This window comes from Pseudomonas sp. GL_117, from assembly GCF_057835125.1.
This window is the reverse complement of record NZ_CM174418.1, coordinates 3,516,407-3,534,230: the sequence shown is the minus strand read 5'-3', so window position 1 is coordinate 3,534,230 and position 17,824 is coordinate 3,516,407. Positions and strand designations below refer to the sequence as shown.

12 protein-coding genes are annotated in these 17,824 nt (G+C 63.4%); 9 read left to right on the top strand and 3 right to left on the bottom strand.

What is annotated here, in order from left to right; all coding sequences use genetic code 11:
• The first annotated feature begins 203 nt into the window (after positions 1–203).
• The 7 genes from lexA to AC3ISR_RS15820 all read left to right on the top strand — a co-directional run bounded on the left by lexA (position 204) and on the right by AC3ISR_RS15820 (position 10,620).
• Positions 204–821: a transcriptional repressor LexA gene (gene lexA, locus AC3ISR_RS15850; RefSeq protein ID WP_192300805.1), complete on the top strand. Its 618-nt coding sequence runs from the start codon at positions 204–206 to the stop codon at positions 819–821.
• Positions 821–1,435 (top strand): translesion DNA synthesis-associated protein ImuA, encoded by a 615-nt coding sequence (imuA, locus tag AC3ISR_RS15845; RefSeq protein WP_192300806.1) that lies wholly within the window; start codon positions 821–823, stop codon positions 1,433–1,435. The genes lexA and imuA overlap by 1 nt, the downstream gene beginning before the upstream one ends.
• A gap of 7 nt (positions 1,436–1,442) precedes the next feature.
• Positions 1,443–2,858: a Y-family DNA polymerase gene (locus AC3ISR_RS15840; protein ID WP_192300807.1), complete on the top strand. Its 1,416-nt coding sequence runs from the start codon at positions 1,443–1,445 to the stop codon at positions 2,856–2,858.
• A complete protein-coding gene (locus AC3ISR_RS15835; RefSeq protein ID WP_463984621.1) occupies positions 2,855–5,926 on the top strand; it encodes an error-prone DNA polymerase in 3,072 nt (1,023 codons plus the stop codon). The genes AC3ISR_RS15840 and AC3ISR_RS15835 overlap by 4 nt, the downstream gene beginning before the upstream one ends.
• 109 nt (positions 5,927–6,035) lie before the next feature.
• The gene (locus tag AC3ISR_RS15830) at positions 6,036–7,736 is read left to right on the top strand and encodes an ATP-binding protein (protein ID WP_463984620.1); all 1,701 of its coding nucleotides are present in this window, start codon (positions 6,036–6,038) and stop codon (positions 7,734–7,736) included.
• Positions 7,737–7,744: 8 nt separating this feature from the next.
• Positions 7,745–10,252, top strand: a complete 2,508-nt coding sequence (gene uvrA / locus AC3ISR_RS15825; RefSeq protein ID WP_463984619.1) for an excinuclease ABC subunit UvrA — start codon at positions 7,745–7,747, stop codon at positions 10,250–10,252.
• Between the two features lie 143 nt (positions 10,253–10,395).
• Positions 10,396–10,620: a DUF465 domain-containing protein gene (locus AC3ISR_RS15820; protein ID WP_192300811.1), complete on the top strand. Its 225-nt coding sequence runs from the start codon at positions 10,396–10,398 to the stop codon at positions 10,618–10,620.
• A 166-nt stretch (positions 10,621–10,786) separates the two neighbouring features.
• Here AC3ISR_RS15820 and hglS read toward each other — a convergent pair whose 3' ends face one another.
• On the bottom strand, positions 10,787–12,163 hold the full coding sequence (gene hglS / locus AC3ISR_RS15815) for a 2-oxoadipate dioxygenase/decarboxylase HglS (RefSeq protein ID WP_463984618.1): 1,377 nt from the start codon (positions 12,161–12,163) through the stop codon (positions 10,787–10,789).
• A gap of 289 nt (positions 12,164–12,452) precedes the next feature.
• Between hglS and AC3ISR_RS15810 the strand changes: the two genes are divergently transcribed.
• Together AC3ISR_RS15810 and AC3ISR_RS15805 are read left to right on the top strand one after the other, a co-directional pair.
• Positions 12,453–13,862: an OprD family outer membrane porin gene (locus AC3ISR_RS15810; protein WP_192300813.1), complete on the top strand. Its 1,410-nt coding sequence runs from the start codon at positions 12,453–12,455 to the stop codon at positions 13,860–13,862.
• A gap of 69 nt (positions 13,863–13,931) precedes the next feature.
• Positions 13,932–16,568, top strand: coding sequence for an MGH1-like glycoside hydrolase domain-containing protein (locus AC3ISR_RS15805; RefSeq protein ID WP_489324371.1), 2,637 nt, complete (start codon positions 13,932–13,934; stop codon positions 16,566–16,568).
• Between the two features lie 147 nt (positions 16,569–16,715).
• Here the strand turns inward: AC3ISR_RS15805 and AC3ISR_RS15800 are convergent, their stop codons facing one another.
• Both AC3ISR_RS15800 and AC3ISR_RS15795 read right to left on the bottom strand, forming a co-directional pair.
• Positions 16,716–17,030: an SCP2 sterol-binding domain-containing protein gene (locus tag AC3ISR_RS15800; protein ID WP_192300815.1), complete on the bottom strand. Its 315-nt coding sequence runs from the start codon at positions 17,028–17,030 to the stop codon at positions 16,716–16,718.
• A gap of 56 nt (positions 17,031–17,086) precedes the next feature.
• Complete coding sequence (locus AC3ISR_RS15795; RefSeq protein ID WP_192300816.1) at positions 17,087–17,797, bottom strand: histidine phosphatase family protein; 711 nt, start codon at positions 17,795–17,797, stop codon at positions 17,087–17,089.
• Positions 17,798–17,824 lie beyond the last annotated feature (27 nt).

Sequence of the window (17,824 nt, the reverse complement as noted above, 5' to 3'; positions counted from 1 at the left end):
CGACACGGCCCCCTTGATCAGGGCATCCAAAACAACATCCATCTGCAATCCCTCGCATGGTGAAAATCAGGCGAAGGACTTTGCAGAGGTTCTCAAAGCAGGGGAGTAGAGCTAATCCGGCGGTTGCGTGGGAGGTTTCGACAGGGCGGGTCTGATGCCACTCGACTGGTGGCTATTGTCAGAAATTTCTCACAGGAGTACAAATGTACTCCATGACGACTCTGACTCCCCGCCGCACCGCCATCCTGACCTTTATCCGCGACCGTATCGCGCAACAAGGCCAGCCCCCCAGCCTCGCCGAGATCGCCGAGGCCTTCGGTTTTGCCTCGCGCAGCGTGGCGCGCAAGCATGTGCTGGCGTTGACCGAGGCCGGTTTTATCGAGGTCAACCCGAACCAGGCGCGTGGTATTCGCTTGCTCAACCAACCGGCGCGCCCGGAGTGGCTGGATGTGCCGGTGCTCGGCCGGGTGGCCGCAGGCTTGCCCATCGGCGCCGATGCCGAAGTGCACAGCCGCCTGCAACTGGACCCAGCCACCTTCAGCAAAACCCCGGATTACCTGCTGCGGGTGCAGGGCGACTCGATGATCGAAGACGGCATCCTTGACGGCGATCTGGTCGGCGTACGCCGCAGTGCCGAGGCCTTGAACGGGCAGATTGTGGTGGCGCGCCTGGACGGCGAAGTGACCATCAAGCGTTTCGAACGCAGCGGCGACAGCGTGCGCCTGTTGCCGCGCAACCCCGCGTATCAACCGATCGTGGTAGGGCCCGACCGCGACCTGGCCATCGAAGGGGTGTTCTGCGGCCTGGTGAGGCAAGGCTGATGGGTGCCGTCGTTGCGCTGGACACGCTGTTCAATGGCGGCCGCGTGTGGAAAGGCCGGCCCGCCGCGCCACCGTCCAGCGTGCATCCCACCGGGCTGGCGGGGTTGGACGCGGTGTTGCCCAGCGGCGGTTGGCCGGAGGCGGCGTTGAGTGAAATCCTCATGGCCAAGGAGGGCGTCGGCGAGTTGCAGTTGGTGCTGCCGACCCTGGCACGCTTGTCAAAGGCCGGCGAGCGCATTGTGTTGGTGGCGCCGCCCTACACGCCGTATCCCCATGCCTGGCAGAACGCCGGGGTGGATCTGCGTTTGCTCTCGGTGATCCAGGCCGAGGAGCGCGATGCGCTGTGGGCGGTGGAGCAGTGTTTGCGTTCCGGCAGTTGCGGCGCGGTGTTGTGCTGGCCGCGCAAGGCCGATGACCGTGCGCTGCGGCGCTTGCAGGTGGCGGCGGAAACCGGGCAGACCCTGGCGTTCGCCTGGCGCTCCTTGAACGAGGCGATCAACTCATCGCCCGCCGCGTTGCGCCTGGCGGTTGAAGCGAAGCCCGCGCAAGTGCGGGTGCTCAAGTGCCGCGGCGGCCTGGCCCACCCGGCGCCGATTGCCCTGGCCGGGCACTGAGGTTGGCATGCGCTGGGTGTGTATTGTCTTTCCGCAATTGGCGCTGGACGGGGTGCAGCGTGCGCACCCCGAGCCGGACCAACCCCTGGCCCTGTTGGCCGGCACGCCGCAGCGGCGCGTGTTGCAAACCGTCAATGATGCGGCCCGAGCGTTGGGGCTGCGTCCTGGACAATCCCTGACCGCCGCCCATGCCCTGGTCCAGACGTTTGCCAGCGCCGAATACGACCCCGCCGAGATCGAACGCTGGCAGCAATTCCTGGCAGCCTGGGCCTATCGGTTCAGCTCCCAGGTCAGCCTGTATTACCCGCGGGCCTTGTTGTTTGAAATCGAGTCGAGCCTGGGCTTGTTCGGTCCGTGGCCGCAGTTCGAAGCGCGCTTGCGCCAGGAACTGACCGAGCTGGGTTTTCGTCACCGCATCGTCGCCGCGCCCAACCCGGCAGCGGCGCGGGTGCTGGCCAATCTCTACGATGGCCTGGCGGTGGCCGATGACCGCGCCTTGATGCAAGCCCTGGCGCCGCTGCCGATTGACCGCGCCGGCCTCGACCCGCAAGCGGCCACGGCCTTGTCGCGCATGGGCCTGCGCACCCTGGCCCAGGTGCAGGCGTTGCCCCGGCACACCTTGGCGCGGCGGTTTGATGCCAGCCTGCTCAAACACCTCGATGCCTTGACCGGGCAGCGCCCGCTGGCCCTGGCGTTCTATCAACCGCCGGATCAGTTCGATGTGCGCATCGAGTTGAATTTCGACGTGCAATCCCACCAGGCGCTGCTGTTCCCGTTGCGGCGCTTGACCGGCGATCTGTCCGCCTTCCTCTGTGGGCGCGACAGTGGCGTGCAGCGTTTCGACCTGCACCTGGAGCATGCCCAGGCCCCCGACAGCGTGATCAAGGTCGGCCTGCTCAGTGCCGAACGTGAACCGGCGATGCTGTTCGAACTGGCGCGCGGCCGCCTGGAGCAAGTGCAGGTGACATCCCCGGTGCGCGGCTTTCGCCTGGTGGCCCAGGACCTGCCGGTGTTCGTGCCACAGCGCCAGGACCTGTTCGACGACCGCCCGCAACAGACCCTGCCGTGGGAGCAACTGCGCGAACGCCTGCGCGCCCGGCTGGGGGATGACGCGGTGCAGGGCCTGCGCTTTCACGCCGACCATCGCCCCGAATGCGCCTGGCAAGCGGCGGCCGACAGTCGCCCCAGCCCACCCCTGAACAACGTCCGGCGCCCCGGCTGGTTGCTGAGCGAACCGACCCTGCTGGCCGAGCCGGGCATCCAGATCCTCATGGGCCCGGAGCGCATCGAATCCGGCTGGTGGGACGGCGCCGACATCCGCCGCGACTACTACCTGATCCAGACCCGTGCCGGTCAACAAGGCTGGGCCTACCGCACCGTGGGCCAGCGCGATGGGCTGTGGCTGCAAGGCTGGTTTGCATGAGTTACGCCGAGCTGCATTGTCTGTCCAATTTCAGTTTCCAGCGCGGCGCGTCTACGGCGCTGGAGTTGTTCGAACGCGCCAAACGCCAAGGCTACAGCGCCCTGGCGATCACCGATGAATGCACCCTGGCGGGCATTGTGCGCGCCTGGCAGGCGGCCAAAGCGGTACAGTTGCCGCTGATTATCGGCAGCGAGATGCGCATCGAGAACGGCCCGAAACTGGTGCTGTTGGTGGAAAACCTCAGCGGTTACCAGCAGCTGTGCCGCTTGATCACGGTGGCCCGCCGGCGTGCCGAGAAGGGCCGCTACCGCCTGCTGCAAGAGGATTTCGACCAGCCGCTGCCCGGCCTGCTGGCACTGTGGATCGCCGAAGATCGCACCACCCAGGCCGAGATCCAATGGCTGCGCCGCACCTTCGCCGAACGCCTGTGGCTGGCGGTGCAGCTGCATTGCGGCCAGGACGATGCACGCCTGCTGGAACAGCGCCTGCAACTGGCCGCCAGCCTGCAACTGCCTGCCGTGGCCTGTGGCGATGTGCACATGCATGCCCGTGGCCGCCGCGCCCTGCAAGACACCATGACCGCGATCCGCCATCACGTGCCGGTGGCCGAAGCCGGCACGCGCCTGCATCCCAATGGCGAACGGCATCTGCGCAGCCTCGACGCCCTGGCCGCGTTGTACCCGCAAGCCTTGCTCGACGAAACCGCAACCATCGCCCGGCGCTGTACCTTCGACCTCAGCCAGTTGCGCTACCACTACCCGCGCGAATTGGTGCCCGCAGGCCATGACGCCCGCTCCTGGCTGCGCGCCGTGACCGAAGAGGGCATCGCCCGGCGCTGGCCAGAGGGCGTGGATGCGAAGACCTTGCAGCAGATCAACAACGAGCTGGAGCTGATCAGCGAGCTGGGCTACGAAAGCTACTTCCTCACCGTGCACGACATCGTACGTTTTGCCCGCAGCCGTTCGATCCTGTGCCAGGGCCGGGGCTCGGCGGCCAACTCGGCGGTGTGTTTCGCCCTGGGGATCACCGAGATCAACCCGAGCCTGATGAACATGCTGTTCGAACGCTTTCTGTCCAGAGAGCGCAATGAGCCGCCGGACATCGACGTGGACTTCGAACACGAGCGCCGCGAAGAAGTGCTGCAGTACGTGTTCCAGCGCTATGGCCGTACCCGCGCGGCGCTGACGGCGGTGGTCAGCAGCTACCATGCCGCCGGCGCGGTGCGTGACGTGGCCAAGGCCCTGGGTTTGCCGCCGGATCAGATCAACGCCCTGGCTGACTGCTGCGGACGCTGGAGCGACGCTGCGCCGCCACTTGAGCGCCTGCGTGAAGGCGGCTTCGACCCCGACAGCCCGCTGCTGCGTCGGGTACTCACACTGACCCAGCAACTGATCGGCTTCCCCCGGCACCTGTCCCAGCACCCTGGCGGTTTTGTGATTTCCGAATACCCGCTGGACACCCTGGTGCCGGTGGAAAACGCGGCGATGGCCGAGCGCACCATCATTCAATGGGACAAGGACGACCTCGACGCGGTAGGCCTGCTCAAGGTGGATATTCTCGCCCTCGGCATGCTCAGCGCGATCCGCCGCTGCTTCGATCTGCTGCGCCGCCATCGTCACCTCGACCTGGCCTTGGCGACCATTCCCAAGGAAGACCCGGCGACCTACGCGATGATCAGCAAGGCCGACACCATCGGCGTGTTCCAGATCGAGTCGCGGGCGCAGATGTCGATGTTGCCCAGGCTCAAGCCCAAGACTTTTTATGACCTGGTGATCGAGGTGGCGATCGTGCGGCCGGGGCCGATCCAGGGTGGCATGGTGCATCCATACCTGCGGCGGCGGAACAGGGAGGAAGAGACCACCTATCCCTCGCCGCAATTGAAAGCGGTGCTGGAGCGGACCCTGGGCATCCCGCTGTTTCAGGAGCAAGTCATGCAGATCGCCATGGTCGCTGCCGATTACGGCCCCGGCGAGGCGGACCAGTTGCGCCGTTCCATGGCCGCCTGGAAACGCCACGGTGGCCTGGAGCCGCACCAGGAACGGCTGCGCACCGGCATGCTGAAAAACGGCTACAGCGAGGCGTTCGCCGCGCAGATATTCGAGCAGATCAAGGGCTTTGGCAGCTATGGCTTTCCGGAGTCCCACGCGGCCAGTTTCGCCTTGCTGACCTATGCCAGTTGCTGGCTCAAGTGCCATGAACCGGCGGCCTTTGCCTGTGCGCTGATCAACAGCTGGCCCATGGGGTTCTACAGTCCGGACCAGATCCTGCAGGATGCGCGGCGACATCGGTTGCAGATCCGTCCGGTGGATGTGCAGGCCAGTGACTGGGATTGCAGCCTGGAACCTATCGAGGGCGCGCAGCCGGCGATTCGCATGGGCTTGCGCATGATCGCGGGGTTTCGCGAAGAGGAGGGGCGGCGCATCGAAGCGGCGCGTCAACGTCGCCCGTTCAACGATATTGCTGACCTGGACGAGCGCGCAGGCCTGGACGCCCGTGCCCAGGCGTTGCTGGCGGATGCCGGTGCCTTGCGCGCCTTGGCGGGCAACCGGCACACGGCGCGCTGGGCGGTGGCCGGGGTGCACAAGCAACTCGGGTTGTTTGCCGGCTTGCCCAGCCCGGATGAAGACGTGGTGGAACTGCCCGCGCCCACGGTGGGGGAAGACTTGCAGGCCGACTACGCCACCGTCGGCACTACCCTTGGCCCGCATCCGCTGGCGTTGCTGCGTGATGAATTGCGCAGACGGCGCTGCCGCAGCTCCAGGGAGCTGATGGCGGTGGAGCATGGGCGCAATGTCAGCGTCGCGGGTCTGGTGACCGGCCGTCAACGTCCAGGCACGGCGAGCGGGGTGACCTTCGTCACCCTGGAGGACGAGTTTGGCAACCTCAATGTGGTGGTCTGGCGCGACCTGGCCGAGCGCCAACGCCAGGCACTGGTGGGGTCGCGGCTGCTGAAAGTGGACGGACGCTGGGAAGCGGTGGGCGAGGTGCGGCACTTGATTGCCGGGCGGTTGACCGACCTGACACCGCTGCTGGAAGGGATTCACGTGCGCAGTCGGGATTTTCACTGAGACGGGTGGTAGGTGCGTTGTTTAACGCCTAACGTACATAGGTTGAAACCATCTAAGTTTGCTGCGCTCCAAAACTTGCCGATGTCTTCTTTGCGTACTGAGCCAACCGATGCAGTTTTTATCCAACCCCCATGGCTGTGAAGGCTGGGCCGGTGAAATGGCCCAGCGGATCCGTGCCTTCGATTGGTCGGCCACCGACCTGGGCCCCATCGACCGCTGGTCCACCAGCCTGGCCTGCAACGTACAGATGATGTTGGCGTCCCCCGTGCCGATGGTGATGCTGTGGGGGCGCCTGGGTTACATGATCTACAACGACAGCTATTCGCGGTTCGCCGGCGGTCGCCACCCGTACCTGCTGGGCACGCCGGTGGAGCTGGGCTGGCCGGAAGTCGCCGACTTCAACCGGCACGTGGTGGACACCTGCCTGGCGGGCGGCACCTTGTCGTTCAACAACAAGGACCTGGTGCTGCTGCGCAACGGTTTGCCGGAAACCGTGTGGCTGGACCTCTATTACAGCCCGGTCGCCGGCGACAACCAGCAACCGGCGGGCGTATTGGCGATTGTGGTGGAGACCACCGAACTGGTGCAGTCCGAGCGGGTGCGCCAGGAACTCACCCACAACCTCGAACAGCGCGTGGCCGCCGAAGTACAGGCGCGCTCCGCCGCCGAGGAGCAACTGCGCCAGTCGCAGAAGCTGGAAGCCATTGGCGGCCTTACGGGTGGCGTGGCCCATGACTTCAACAACCTGTTGCAAGTGATCGCCGGCAACCTGCACCTGCTGGCCCGCCATGAACCGGACAATGCCCAGGTGCAGCGCCGTGTGGCGGCGGCGATTGCGGCGGTGGAACGCGGCGCCAAGCTGTCGGCGCAACTGCTCGCGTTTGCCCGGCGTCAACCGCTGTCGCCAGCGGTGCACAACCCGCAACGCATTTATGCGGGCCTGGGTGAGTTGCTGCAACGGGCGCTGGGGGAAACCATTCATATCGACGTGCAAATGCCCGAGGACGCCTGGCTTATCAACGTCGATCGCAACCAGTTGGAGAACGCGCTGCTCAACCTGGCGATCAATGCCCGCGACGCGATGAAAGGCGAGGGTGTGATCCGCATCACAGGTGAAAACATCATCCTCAACCCCGGCGATTGTGCGGGCAAAAGCATCAAACCTGGGGAGTATGTGCGCCTGGCGGTCACCGACACCGGGGTGGGCATGTCGGCGCTGACCCTCAAGCGCGCGTTCGAGCCGTTCTTCACCACCAAGCGTGAAGGCCACGGCACCGGCCTGGGCCTGAGCATGGTGTTCGGGTTTGTGCGCCAGAGTGGCGGGCACGTGGAGATGTGGAGCGAGGAGGGCAAGGGCTCGGTGGTGCAGATGTATTTCCCCCACAGCCTGGAGCCGGAAAGCCTGGACGTGCACATCGATCAACTGCCCCACACCGGCGGGCAGGAAACCATCCTGGTGGTGGAGGACAACGAAGGCGTGCGCCTGACCGTGGTCGAATTGCTGCAGCAATCGGGCTACACCGTACTCACTGCCGAAGACGGCGACCGCGCCATGCAGGCCTTGCAAGGCGGATTGCTGCCAGACCTGATTTTTACCGACGTGGTCATGCCTGGCCGCGTCAAAAGCACCGACCTGGCCGCCTGGGCCCGTGCACAACAACCCAGCGTGGCGGTACTGTTCACCTCCGGCCACACTCGCGACATTCTTTCCAGCAATCACTTGCTGAGCCCCGACATTCACCTGCTGAGTAAGCCCTACAGCCCCGAAGCCCTGACGCAACGGGTGCGCAGCGTGCTCACCGCGAGATAAGGTTGACCATGACTTCACAGCGCAACACCCCTCAATTCCACGGTTTCGTGCGGGTGCGTGGCGCCCGCGAACACAACCTGCGCAACGTCGACGTGGACATCCCGCGGGATGCCCTGGTGGTGTTCACCGGGGTGTCGGGCTCGGGCAAGTCGTCCCTGGCGTTTTCCACGGTGTATGCCGAGGCGCAGCGGCGCTATTTCGAATCGGTGGCGCCGTATGCGCGGCGGCTGATCGACCAGGTCGGCGTGCCGGATGTGGACTCCATCGAAGGCCTGCCGCCCGCCGTAGCCCTGCAACAACAGCGCGGTACGCCAAGCGCGCGCTCGTCGGTGGGCAGCGTCACCACCTTGTCGAGCCTGATCCGCATGCTCTACTCCCGCGCCGGTAGTTATCCGCCGGGGCAGGCGATGCTGTATGCCGAGGATTTTTCGCCGAACCTGCCCCAAGGCGCCTGCCCGCAATGCCACGGCCTGGGGCGTGTGTATGAAGTGACCGAGGCGCTGATGGTGCCCGATCCGTCGCTGACCATCCGCCAGCGCGCGGTGGCGTCCTGGCCGTTGGCGTGGCAAGGCCAGAACCAGCGCGACATCCTCGTGACCCTGGGGTATGACGTGGACATCCCGTGGCGTGAGCTGCCGAAAAAGCAGCGCGACTGGATCCTGTTCACCGAAGAAACCCCCACCGTGCCGGTGTATGCAGGGCTCACCCCGGAGCAGACCCGCGAGGCGTTGCAGCGCAAGCTGGAGCCGAGTTACCAGGGCACCTTCAGCGGGGCGCGGCGTTACGTGCTGCACACCTTCACCCACAGCCAAAGCGCGCTGATGAAAAAGCGTGTGTCGCAGTTCATGCAGGGCAGCGCCTGCCCCTTATGCGAGGGCAAGCGGCTGACAAAGGCGGCGCTGTCGGTAAAGTTTGCCGGGGTGGACATTGGCGAGTTGTCGCAACTGTCCTTGACCCAGCTGGCCGAGCTGTTGCGGCCGGTGGCGGCGGGGCAGGACAGCATGCAACTGTCGGTGGAAAAGCGCCTGGCCGCCCAACGCATCGCCCAGGACCTGCTGGAGCGGGTCAGCACCTTGACCGAGCTGGGTTTGGGCTATTTGTCCCTGGAGCGCAGCACGCCGACGTTGTCGTCCGGCGAGTTGCAGCGCTTGCGGCTGGCGACGCAATTGGGCTCGCAGCTGTTTGGTGTGATCTATGTGCTCGACGAGCCGTCGGCGGGGCTGCACCCGGCGGATGGCGAGGCATTGTTCACCGCGCTCGCACGCTTGAAGGCGGCGGGCAACTCGTTGTTTGTGGTCGAGCATGACCTGGAAACCATGCGCCGCGCCGACTGGCTGATCGATGTGGGCCCGGCGGCGGGCGAGCATGGCGGGCAAGTCCTGTACAGCGGGCCACCGGCCGGCCTGGCGCAGGTTGAAGCGTCACAGACCCGGGAATACCTGTTCGCGGAAAAAAGCGCCTTGCCACGGGTGCGTCGCGAGCCCGGCGGCTGGCTGAAACTGGAAGGCGTGACGCGCAACAATCTCCGCGCGCTGAGCGTGGACTTCCCGCTGGGCTGCTTTACCGCGGTTACCGGGATTTCCGGGTCGGGCAAGTCCAGCCTGGTCAGCCAGGCCCTGCTGGATCTGGTGGGCAGTGGCCTAGGGCGCAGCGTGGAAAGTGATGAAGAACAGAGCCTGGAAGACGCCGCCCCGCAAACCAGCGGTGGGCGCATCAGCGCCGGGCTGGAGCAGATCCGTCGCCTGGTGCAGGTGGACCAGAAACCCATCGGCCGCACCCCGCGTTCCAACCTTGCGACCTACACTGGCTTGTTCGATCAGGTGCGCAAACTGTTTGCCGCGACACCGGCGGCGAAAAAACGTGATTACGATGCCGGGCAATTCTCCTTTAACGTCGCCAAGGGCCGTTGCCCGAACTGCGAGGGAGAAGGGTTTGTCAGCGTGGAATTGCTGTTCATGCCCAGCGTCTACGCACCGTGCCCGACCTGCCATGGCGCGCGCTACAACCCCGAGACACTGGCCATCCAATGGCAAGGCCTGAATATCGCCCAGGTGCTGGGGTTGACGGTGGAACAGGCCGTTGACGTATTTGCCGAGCAACCGGGGGTACTGCGGTCGTTGCAGGTTTTGCGTGACATCGGCCTGGGTTACCTGCGCCTGGGACAGCCGGCGACTGAACTGTCCGGCGGCGAGGCGCAACGCATCAAGTTGGCCACCGAACTGCAACGCAATGCCCGGGGCGCGACCCTGTACGTCCTGGACGAACCCACCACCGGCCTGCATCCGCGGGATGTGGACCGCCTGCTCAGCCAACTCAATCAGCTGGTGGAAGCGGGGCACAGCGTCGTGGTGGTGGAACATGAGATGCGTGTGGTGGCGCAAAGTGACTGGGTGATCGACATCGGGCCGGGGGCGGGAGATCTGGGGGGGAATGTGGTGGCGTGTGGCACGCCGCAGCAAGTGGCCAGAAGCAAGACCAGCCGCACCGCGCCGTTCTTGACCCGGGAGCTGGCCTGAGCATCAGCCTTCGCGAGCAAGCCCGCTCCCCCAAAAGCCCGCCCCAGAATTTTGAACAGTGTCGTGACCGCAAACATGACACCCCCCTTGCAATGGTCTAGCTTCAAGGGCGTAAGCCATTGATCAACATGCGGAGGTACGTCATGCCAGTGAAACACGACCTGTATCAGGACTTGGGTTGGAGCAAGGAAGCCGTTCATGAACGCAGGGCGGGCGACAAGCGTCTGGATGCGCTGCTCACTCAATACGACGATGCCGACAAAGAGGTTCTGAAGGCGGAAGCGGCCAGTGCCAGCGATGAGGATGTGGAGAAGCTGAAGAAGAAACGGTTGTTGGTCAAGGATAGGATTGTGGAGCAGTTGGGCTGAATGAAGCCTCACGCCCTACAGAAGGGGCGGACATATTTGTTCAGATTAATCTTACGGACAGCGACCCTGTCGCTGCCTATGATGCCCGTCACCCACCCGGCTCTTGGGGCTCTGGGGGCGAATACGGCGTAAGGATTACGCTGGTGAGCCGGGCGGGTATCTTGTTTCAGGCGAGCAGCGCCTGAGTGCATTCCTCAATCGAGCGCTGCTGCGTCTCGCCATACAGCTCCAACTCGTCAATCGTCCGGCGCCCCAACGCCTTCTCGAACTCCGCCTTGTTTGAATTGGCCGCGTAATGACTCTGCGCGGCATCCCCAAGGTTCGACTGAAAAATCCCCGCCGCGCTCACCGGCAGGAAGTCTTCGTACACCAACGGTTCCACTGTCACATGACCGGCCGCGATCAGTGCCTCCAGTGTGCGTGGTTGATCGGCTTGGCCACGGGCCGCCAGGCCGGCATCGGTGGCGAAGTAGCGAAAGTAGGCGAGACCCTGTTCACGCATGTGTGCGTGGTTGTCGGGGAAGGCCTGGAAGTGCTGTTCCATCAGTTGCATGTAGCGTGCGGCGTTGCCCTCGTTGGGAAACGCGCCCAGCTCATCGCGTGCGGCATTCAATAACTGGTCATACAGCGCGCGGCCTTTGGGGGTCAGGGCTACGCCGCGTTGTTCGATTTCGCCGAAGCGGGCGCTGTGGCTGCCTCTGGCGTCGGTGAAGGCGATGGCTTCGTCGAGGGCCTTGAAGCTGGTCTGGCGCAGCAGGATCGGGCACTGGCGGCGCGGCGGGCCTTCGATCACAGCCTTGGGCGTGATGCCCTTGCCGGGCATGGCGGCCTGGACTTGGTCGATGTCCAGGGTGCGCGGGGTCAGGTGGTTGATGTGCGGGCCCTTGAACGCCACCACGTCGGCGATCAGGCGGTGCTGGTCGCTGAGTTGCTGGTACTGCGCGCGGGTGACAGTGGCGGTGTGATGCCAGCGGAAAGTTTCCAGGGCCTGGAGGATAAATTCCTCGGCATCCACGGCGTTGAGGCCGCCAGCCTTTTCCGCTTGTTCGATCAGCGCCAGGGCGCCAGGGGTGAAGATTGAGCGCTTGGCCAGGGCGGTTTCGGCGAAGGCGCGCAGCTCGGGGTTTTCGATCAGTTCCAGGCGCAGCAGCGAGGTGAACACACGGAACGGGCTGGTTTGCAGCGCCTGCTCATGCACGGCGCGGAACGCGGTGGAATGCACCGGCACGCCGGCTGGGGTCAGGTCGTAGTAGCCCACTGGTTGCATGCCCATCACTGCAAACAGACGGCTGATGGTTGCCAGTTCGAAGGCGGTGCCCAGGCGGATGGCGCCGTGACGTTCCATGTCCAGGCGCTGGATTTCGCCGGTGCGTTGCAGTTGTTGCGCCAGGTCCGGCTGGGCCTCAAGCACGCGGGTGTTGGTCTCGGCCACCAGCGCCATCAGTGCGCCATACAGCGGAACTTCATCTCGGTACATGTCGGACATGGCCTTGGAAAAGCCCTTGCGGATCTCGTCGGGGCTGACATGTGCGGTGCTGGGCATAGAAAAATTCCTGATGACGATGGTGGTGGACGTAGCCGATGCCAGGATTTTGTTGGGCAGGGGGTGTGTGCGCAAACGAAGAATCTTCAGGACTTCATTCTGCAAATGAATGAGATGACGTGAATATGACAAAAAACCGCCAACGAAGAGTTTCATTTTCCGACGGTTTTCCTAACTAATTCTTCACGGAGTCGGCCCCATCCGGCATGAAAGAATCGTCACGTTCGCAGGGATGAAAACGCCGTTTCGCACATCACACACATAAAAAAATGTTCAGGGGCCGTCATTAATGAAAATTTCTACACTGGCGTTATCCATCACCGCCGCCGTTCTTGCACAACAGGCTTGCGCAGATGATTTCGGGCTCGGTTCGCTGGGCACCGGCAACGGACACAGCGGTTTCCTTGAGGACAGCCATGCGTCCGTGAGTTCGCGGACCATGTACTACAGCGCCGATAACCGTTCGGGGACCAACAACGATCTGCGTGAAGCCGCCACCGCGCTGCGCTTTGACTACAAGTCCGGTTTCACCCAGGGCACCGTGGGTGTCGGTTTCGACGTGATGGCCTTTGGCGCCCTGCGCCTGGACGGTGGCGATGGCCATACGGCGGGCGCAGGCCTGGCGGGCAATGGCAACAGTTTCTTCCCTACCAAGAACAACGGCACCGAACCCGCCGATGCGTTTGGACGCGCGGCAGGCAATGTGAAGTTCCGCATTTCCCAGACCGAGTTGCATGTCGGTGGCGGCCTGGCGCCGGTGTTGCCGATCCTGGTGTCCAACGATAGCCGTGTGGCCCCGCAAACCTTTGACGGCGGCATCCTCACCTCCAGCGATATTCCCAACGTCACCTTCACCGGCGGTGAACTGAACCGCGTCGAAGGCCGTGCCTCGAGCAATTCCACAGGTTTGAGCGTGGCGGGTGGCCAGCGCGACAGCGACAGCTTCAAGTTCGGTGGGGTGGACTACAAGCCGTTTGGTTCCTCCGACAACGTCATCGCGAAAAACCTGACGTTGCAGTACTACTACGCCCAACTCCAAGACTTCTACAAACAGAACTACTTCGGCCTGGTCCACGTATTGCCGCTGGGCAATGACCAATCGTTCAAGACCGACCTGCGCTACTTCGACAGCAGCAGTGACGGCAAGAACGGCCAGAGTGGCTACCAGTTCAACAACAACGGTGGTTACGCCAAGCACGCCAACGAAGTGGACAACAAAACCTACAGTGCGGCCTTCACCTACCAACTGGGCGGCAGCAGCCTGATGCTTGGCCATATTGGCGTGGGCGACGACGGCGGCTTTGTGTGGGTGAACCAGGGCAGCCTGGCCGACCCGCATGCGCAGGGTGCTGGCGGCAGCGATTTCTACCTGTTCACCGACGCCGTGGTCGGCCAGTTCTCCCGTGCGGGCGAGCAGGTCAACTTTGGCCAGTACTCGTATGACTTCAAGGCCTACGTGCCCGGCCTGAAGGCTTCCGTGGCTTACCTGGATGGCCGGGACATCAAGTCCAAGGTGGCTGGTGGTCCTGACCAGAAAGAAAACGAAGCCGACTTCCGTCTGGACTACGTTGTGCAGGCCGGTCCTCTGAAAGGTTTCGGGACGACTTTGCGGACCGGCACCTACCACGGCAAGAACACAGGCACTGCCGATCAGGATCAAACCCGCCTGATCTTCAACTACACCTACGCGATCTTCTAAACCTTCATGTGCATACGGGTGTGGATGGGTCCTACACTGCTCCCTACCTTGTAGGCGCCGGAGGACCGCATGACGGCCACGCCCGTAACCCGAATAACCGACACCACCGAAGGCCAGCGCCTGGCGACTCAGGACGCCGAGCGCTGGCGCGAGTGGGGCCCGTATTTAAGCGAGCGCCAGTGGGGCACGGTACGCGAGGACTACAGCGCCGACGGCGACGCCTGGGCGTATTTCCCACACGAACATGCGCGCAGCCGTGCCTACCGTTGGGGCGAGGATGGCCTGGCCGGTTTCAGCGACAACGCGCAACGCTGGTGCCTGGGCCTGGCGCTGTGGAACGAGCGCGACGCGATCATCAAGGAACGTCTGTTCGGCCTGAACAACGCCGAGGGCAACCACGGCGAGGACGTCAAGGAACTGTACTTTTTCGTCGATGGCGTGCCGAGCCATGCCTACATGCGCATGCTGTATAAATACCCGCACGCGGCCTTTCCCTACGCCGACTTGATCGCCGAGAACGCCCGCCGTGGGCTGGGCGATGCCGAATACGAAATCCTCGACACCGGGGTGTTTGAAGACAACCGTTACTGCGATGTCAGCGTCGAATACGCCAAGCATCAGCCCGACGATATTTTCATGCGCGTCACCGTGCACAACCGTTCGGATCAGCCGACACGCTTGCAGGTATTGCCCCAGGCGTGGGCGCGCAACGACTGGAGCTGGACCTTTGATGCGCCAGTGCCGCGCCTGGTGCTCGACGGCGAACAGGTGCTGGCGCGTCATCATGAGCTGCCGGATCGTTACCTCAGTGCCTGGGGCCAGGATGGGGTGGAGTGGTTGTTCTGTGAGAACGAGAGCAACCACCCTCGTTTGGATGGGCTACCGGCGCCGGGGCCTTTCAAGGACGGGATCAACGATTATGTGGTGGGCGGCGTCCAATCGGCGATCCGGCGGGACAGCGGCACCAAGGTCGCTGCGCGGTTCGTCCTCGAATTGGCAGGCTTGCAAAGCACAACCCTCTACCTGCGTTTTGCGCCGGTGGCCGCGCCTGAGGTCAATGCGCGCAAGCTGTTTGAGCTGAGGCGCCAGGAGGCCGACGATTTCTACGCAGCCTTGCAACAGGGCATCGCGTCTGAGGATGCACGCAACGTACAGCGTCAGGCACTGGCCGGTTTGTTGTGGTCCAAGCAGCTGTATTATTTCGACGTCAACCAATGGCTCGACGGCGACCCCGCCCAGCCCGCGCCGCCGGCCGAGCGGTTGCATATCCGCAACAGTCATTGGCGGCACCTGTCCAACTTCGACATCCTGTCCATGCCCGACACCTGGGAGTACCCCTGGTATGCCTCCTGGGACCAGGGCTTCCAGGCGGTGGCGATTGCGCTGATTGATCCGGCCTACGCCAAGAGACAATTGTTGCTGCTGGTCAAAGACCGCTTCATGCACCCCAATGGTCAGTTGCCGGCGTATGAGTGGCGCTTCGACGACGCCAACCCGCCGGTACATGCCTGGGCCAGTTGGCGCGTGTATCAGCAGGATAAGGCGCTGACCGGCGTAGGCGACATGGACTTCCTGGAGCGGATCTTCCACAAGCTGCTGTTGAATTTTTCCTGGTGGGTCAATCGCAAGGATGCCGAGGGGCGCAACCTGTTCCAGGGCGGTTTCCTCGGCTTGGACAACATTGCCTTGTTCGACCGCTCGGCCGCGCTGCCGCCGGGGTATCAGCTGGATCAGGCGGATGGCACGGCGTGGGTCGCGGCATATGCCCTGGACTTGATGCGCATGGCTCTGGAGCTGGCCAGGCGAAATGTGGTGTACGTCGACATCGCGGTGAAGTTTTTCGAGCACTTCCTGTATATCGCTGGCGCCATCAATCGCGTGGATGAAAGCGCCGAAGGTCTGTGGGATGAGCAGGACCTGTTCTTCTACGATGTGCTGCGCCGCCCAGATGGCAACAATGAACCGGTGCGCCTGCGTTCGATAGTCGGGCTGATGCCGCTGTTTGCGGTGCTGGTGCTGGAGCAGCGCGAGCATGAAGGTCTGGAAGGGTTGCGCGAGCGTTTGTTGGGCTTTATGAAGCACCGCCCGGACCTGGCCAAATTGGTCTCGCGCTGGAACGAGCCGGGGCAGGGCAATCGCCTGTTGCTGGCATTGCTGCGCGGCGAGCGCACCAAGGATCTGCTGCGGCGCATGCTGGATGAACGTGAGTTTTTGTCGGCGTTTGGTGTGCGCTCCCTGTCCAAGGCGTTCGCCGAGCAACCGCTGGCCCTGAAGATGAATGGCAACACCCTGTGTGCCAGCTACCAGCCTGGTGAATCCGATTCGCGGTTGTACGGCGGAAATTCCAACTGGCGCGGGCCGTTGTGGATGCCGGTGAATTACATGCTGATCGAATCGCTGCGGGAATTTCACCGCTACTACGCCGACAACTTCTCCGTGGAGTACCCCACGGGCAGTGGTTATCTGGCGTCGCTTGAGGACGTGGCTGACGGGCTCAGTGAGCGGCTGACGGGGTTGTTTCTACGCGATGAAAATGGCCTGCGGCCATCGATGGCGGGGTATGCGCAGTTGCAGGCGGACCCGGCGAGTTGTGACCTGGTGTTGTTCCATGAGTATTTCCATGGAGAGACAGGGCGCGGCCTGGGGGCATCGCATCAGACGGGGTGGAGTGCGTTGGTGGCGTTGTTGCTGCAACCGAAAGCCTAAGGTCTGTGGTGGAGCAAAATGTGGGAGCGGGCTTGCTCGCGAATGCGGTGTATCAGTCACAGATCGATCAACTGATAGTCCGCATTCGCGAGCAAGCCCGCTCCCACACAAGCCAGCCCCCCACAGGGATTCAGGGTTGCCCGTGAATCAGGAAGGGAACAGCTCGCTCAACTTCATTGCCAGCATCATGTCGCCTTCGGTGCGCAGCTTGCCACCCATGAAGGCCTGCATGCCGTCGGTGGAACCGTCAACGATGCCTTCCAGGGTTTCGCTGTCCATGACCAGCGTTACTTGTGCGTCTGGGTTTTCGCCTTCCTGCAGTTCGCAGGTCTTGTCTTTGACGATCAGCGAGAAGTTCTTGGTGTCGTCGATGCGGAAACCGAATACCAGGTCCAGGCCGTCAGCGGCGCTTGGGTTGAATTTGGCTTTCATTGCTTCTACAGCTTTGGCTACGTCAGTCATGGTTTCGATCCTTTTATGGTGAGTCCAGTGACCTTGGGGTCACGGTTGGCCGCAGCTCATCGGAAGGTGATGAGTTGCGGCGCCTTCAACAGTTGCAAGTGGGAGTGGCTGTTGAAGGAAGCCAGGGCCACCTCGCGACCGCGGAATTTCAGCTGGTTGAGCGAGGTGTTAACAATTTGCCAGTTCAGTTCGAAGGCCTGGGCAGCGGGCATCCGGGTAATCAGGTGGAGCAGGGCGGTGATGGTGCCGCCGGAGGTGAACACGGCGATTTTCTGCGCGTTGTCCGCCGCTTCAAGAATGCGTTGCAGGCCCGCCTGGACCCGCTCGACAAACCCCAGCCAGCTTTCCAGGCCCGGCGGATCATAGGTGCCGGCCAGCCAGCGCTCGATGATCAGGGCGAAGATGCGCTGGAATTCGCTGCGGTTCTGCGCGGCATTGCGCAGGATCTCCAGGGCTTCGGGTTCGGTAGTGAGCAGGTCGGGGAGCAGGGCGCGGATGATCGCATCGGCGTCGAACTCGTTGAAGGCGCTGTCTACCTCCAAGGCCGGCACCGGCAGGCCGAGGGCGCTGTATTGATCGAACGCGGCGCTGGCGGTGTGCTGCTGGCGACGCAGGTCGCCGGCGATGCAGCGGTCGAACGTCAGGCCCAGTTCGGCCAGGTGGCGCCCGAGCACTTGCGCTTGTTCCACGCCAACGGGCGACAGGACGTCATAGTCGTCTGCACCGAAGGAGGCTTGGCCATGTCGAATCAGATAGATGCTGCCCACGTCCGTTTTCCCGGTACGTTGAAAGTC

What these genes read in the sequence shown, in the direction of transcription:
- lexA (WP_192300805.1), top strand. Translation starts at nt 204, where the DNA reads ATGTACTCCATGACGACTCTGACTCCCCGCCGCACCGCCATCCTGACC.
- imuA (WP_192300806.1), top strand. Translation starts at nt 821, where the DNA reads ATGGGTGCCGTCGTTGCGCTGGACACGCTGTTCAATGGCGGCCGCGTG.
- AC3ISR_RS15840 (WP_192300807.1), top strand. Translation starts at nt 1,443, where the DNA reads ATGCGCTGGGTGTGTATTGTCTTTCCGCAATTGGCGCTGGACGGGGTG.
- AC3ISR_RS15835 (WP_463984621.1), top strand. Translation starts at nt 2,855, where the DNA reads ATGAGTTACGCCGAGCTGCATTGTCTGTCCAATTTCAGTTTCCAGCGC.
- AC3ISR_RS15830 (WP_463984620.1), top strand. Translation starts at nt 6,036, where the DNA reads ATGCAGTTTTTATCCAACCCCCATGGCTGTGAAGGCTGGGCCGGTGAA.
- uvrA (WP_463984619.1), top strand. Translation starts at nt 7,745, where the DNA reads ATGACTTCACAGCGCAACACCCCTCAATTCCACGGTTTCGTGCGGGTG.
- AC3ISR_RS15820 (WP_192300811.1), top strand. Translation starts at nt 10,396, where the DNA reads ATGCCAGTGAAACACGACCTGTATCAGGACTTGGGTTGGAGCAAGGAA.
- hglS (WP_463984618.1), bottom strand. Translation starts at nt 12,163, where the DNA reads ATGCCCAGCACCGCACATGTCAGCCCCGACGAGATCCGCAAGGGCTTT.
- AC3ISR_RS15810 (WP_192300813.1), top strand. Translation starts at nt 12,453, where the DNA reads ATGAAAATTTCTACACTGGCGTTATCCATCACCGCCGCCGTTCTTGCA.
- AC3ISR_RS15805 (WP_489324371.1), top strand. Translation starts at nt 13,932, where the DNA reads ATGACGGCCACGCCCGTAACCCGAATAACCGACACCACCGAAGGCCAG.
- AC3ISR_RS15800 (WP_192300815.1), bottom strand. Translation starts at nt 17,030, where the DNA reads ATGACTGACGTAGCCAAAGCTGTAGAAGCAATGAAAGCCAAATTCAAC.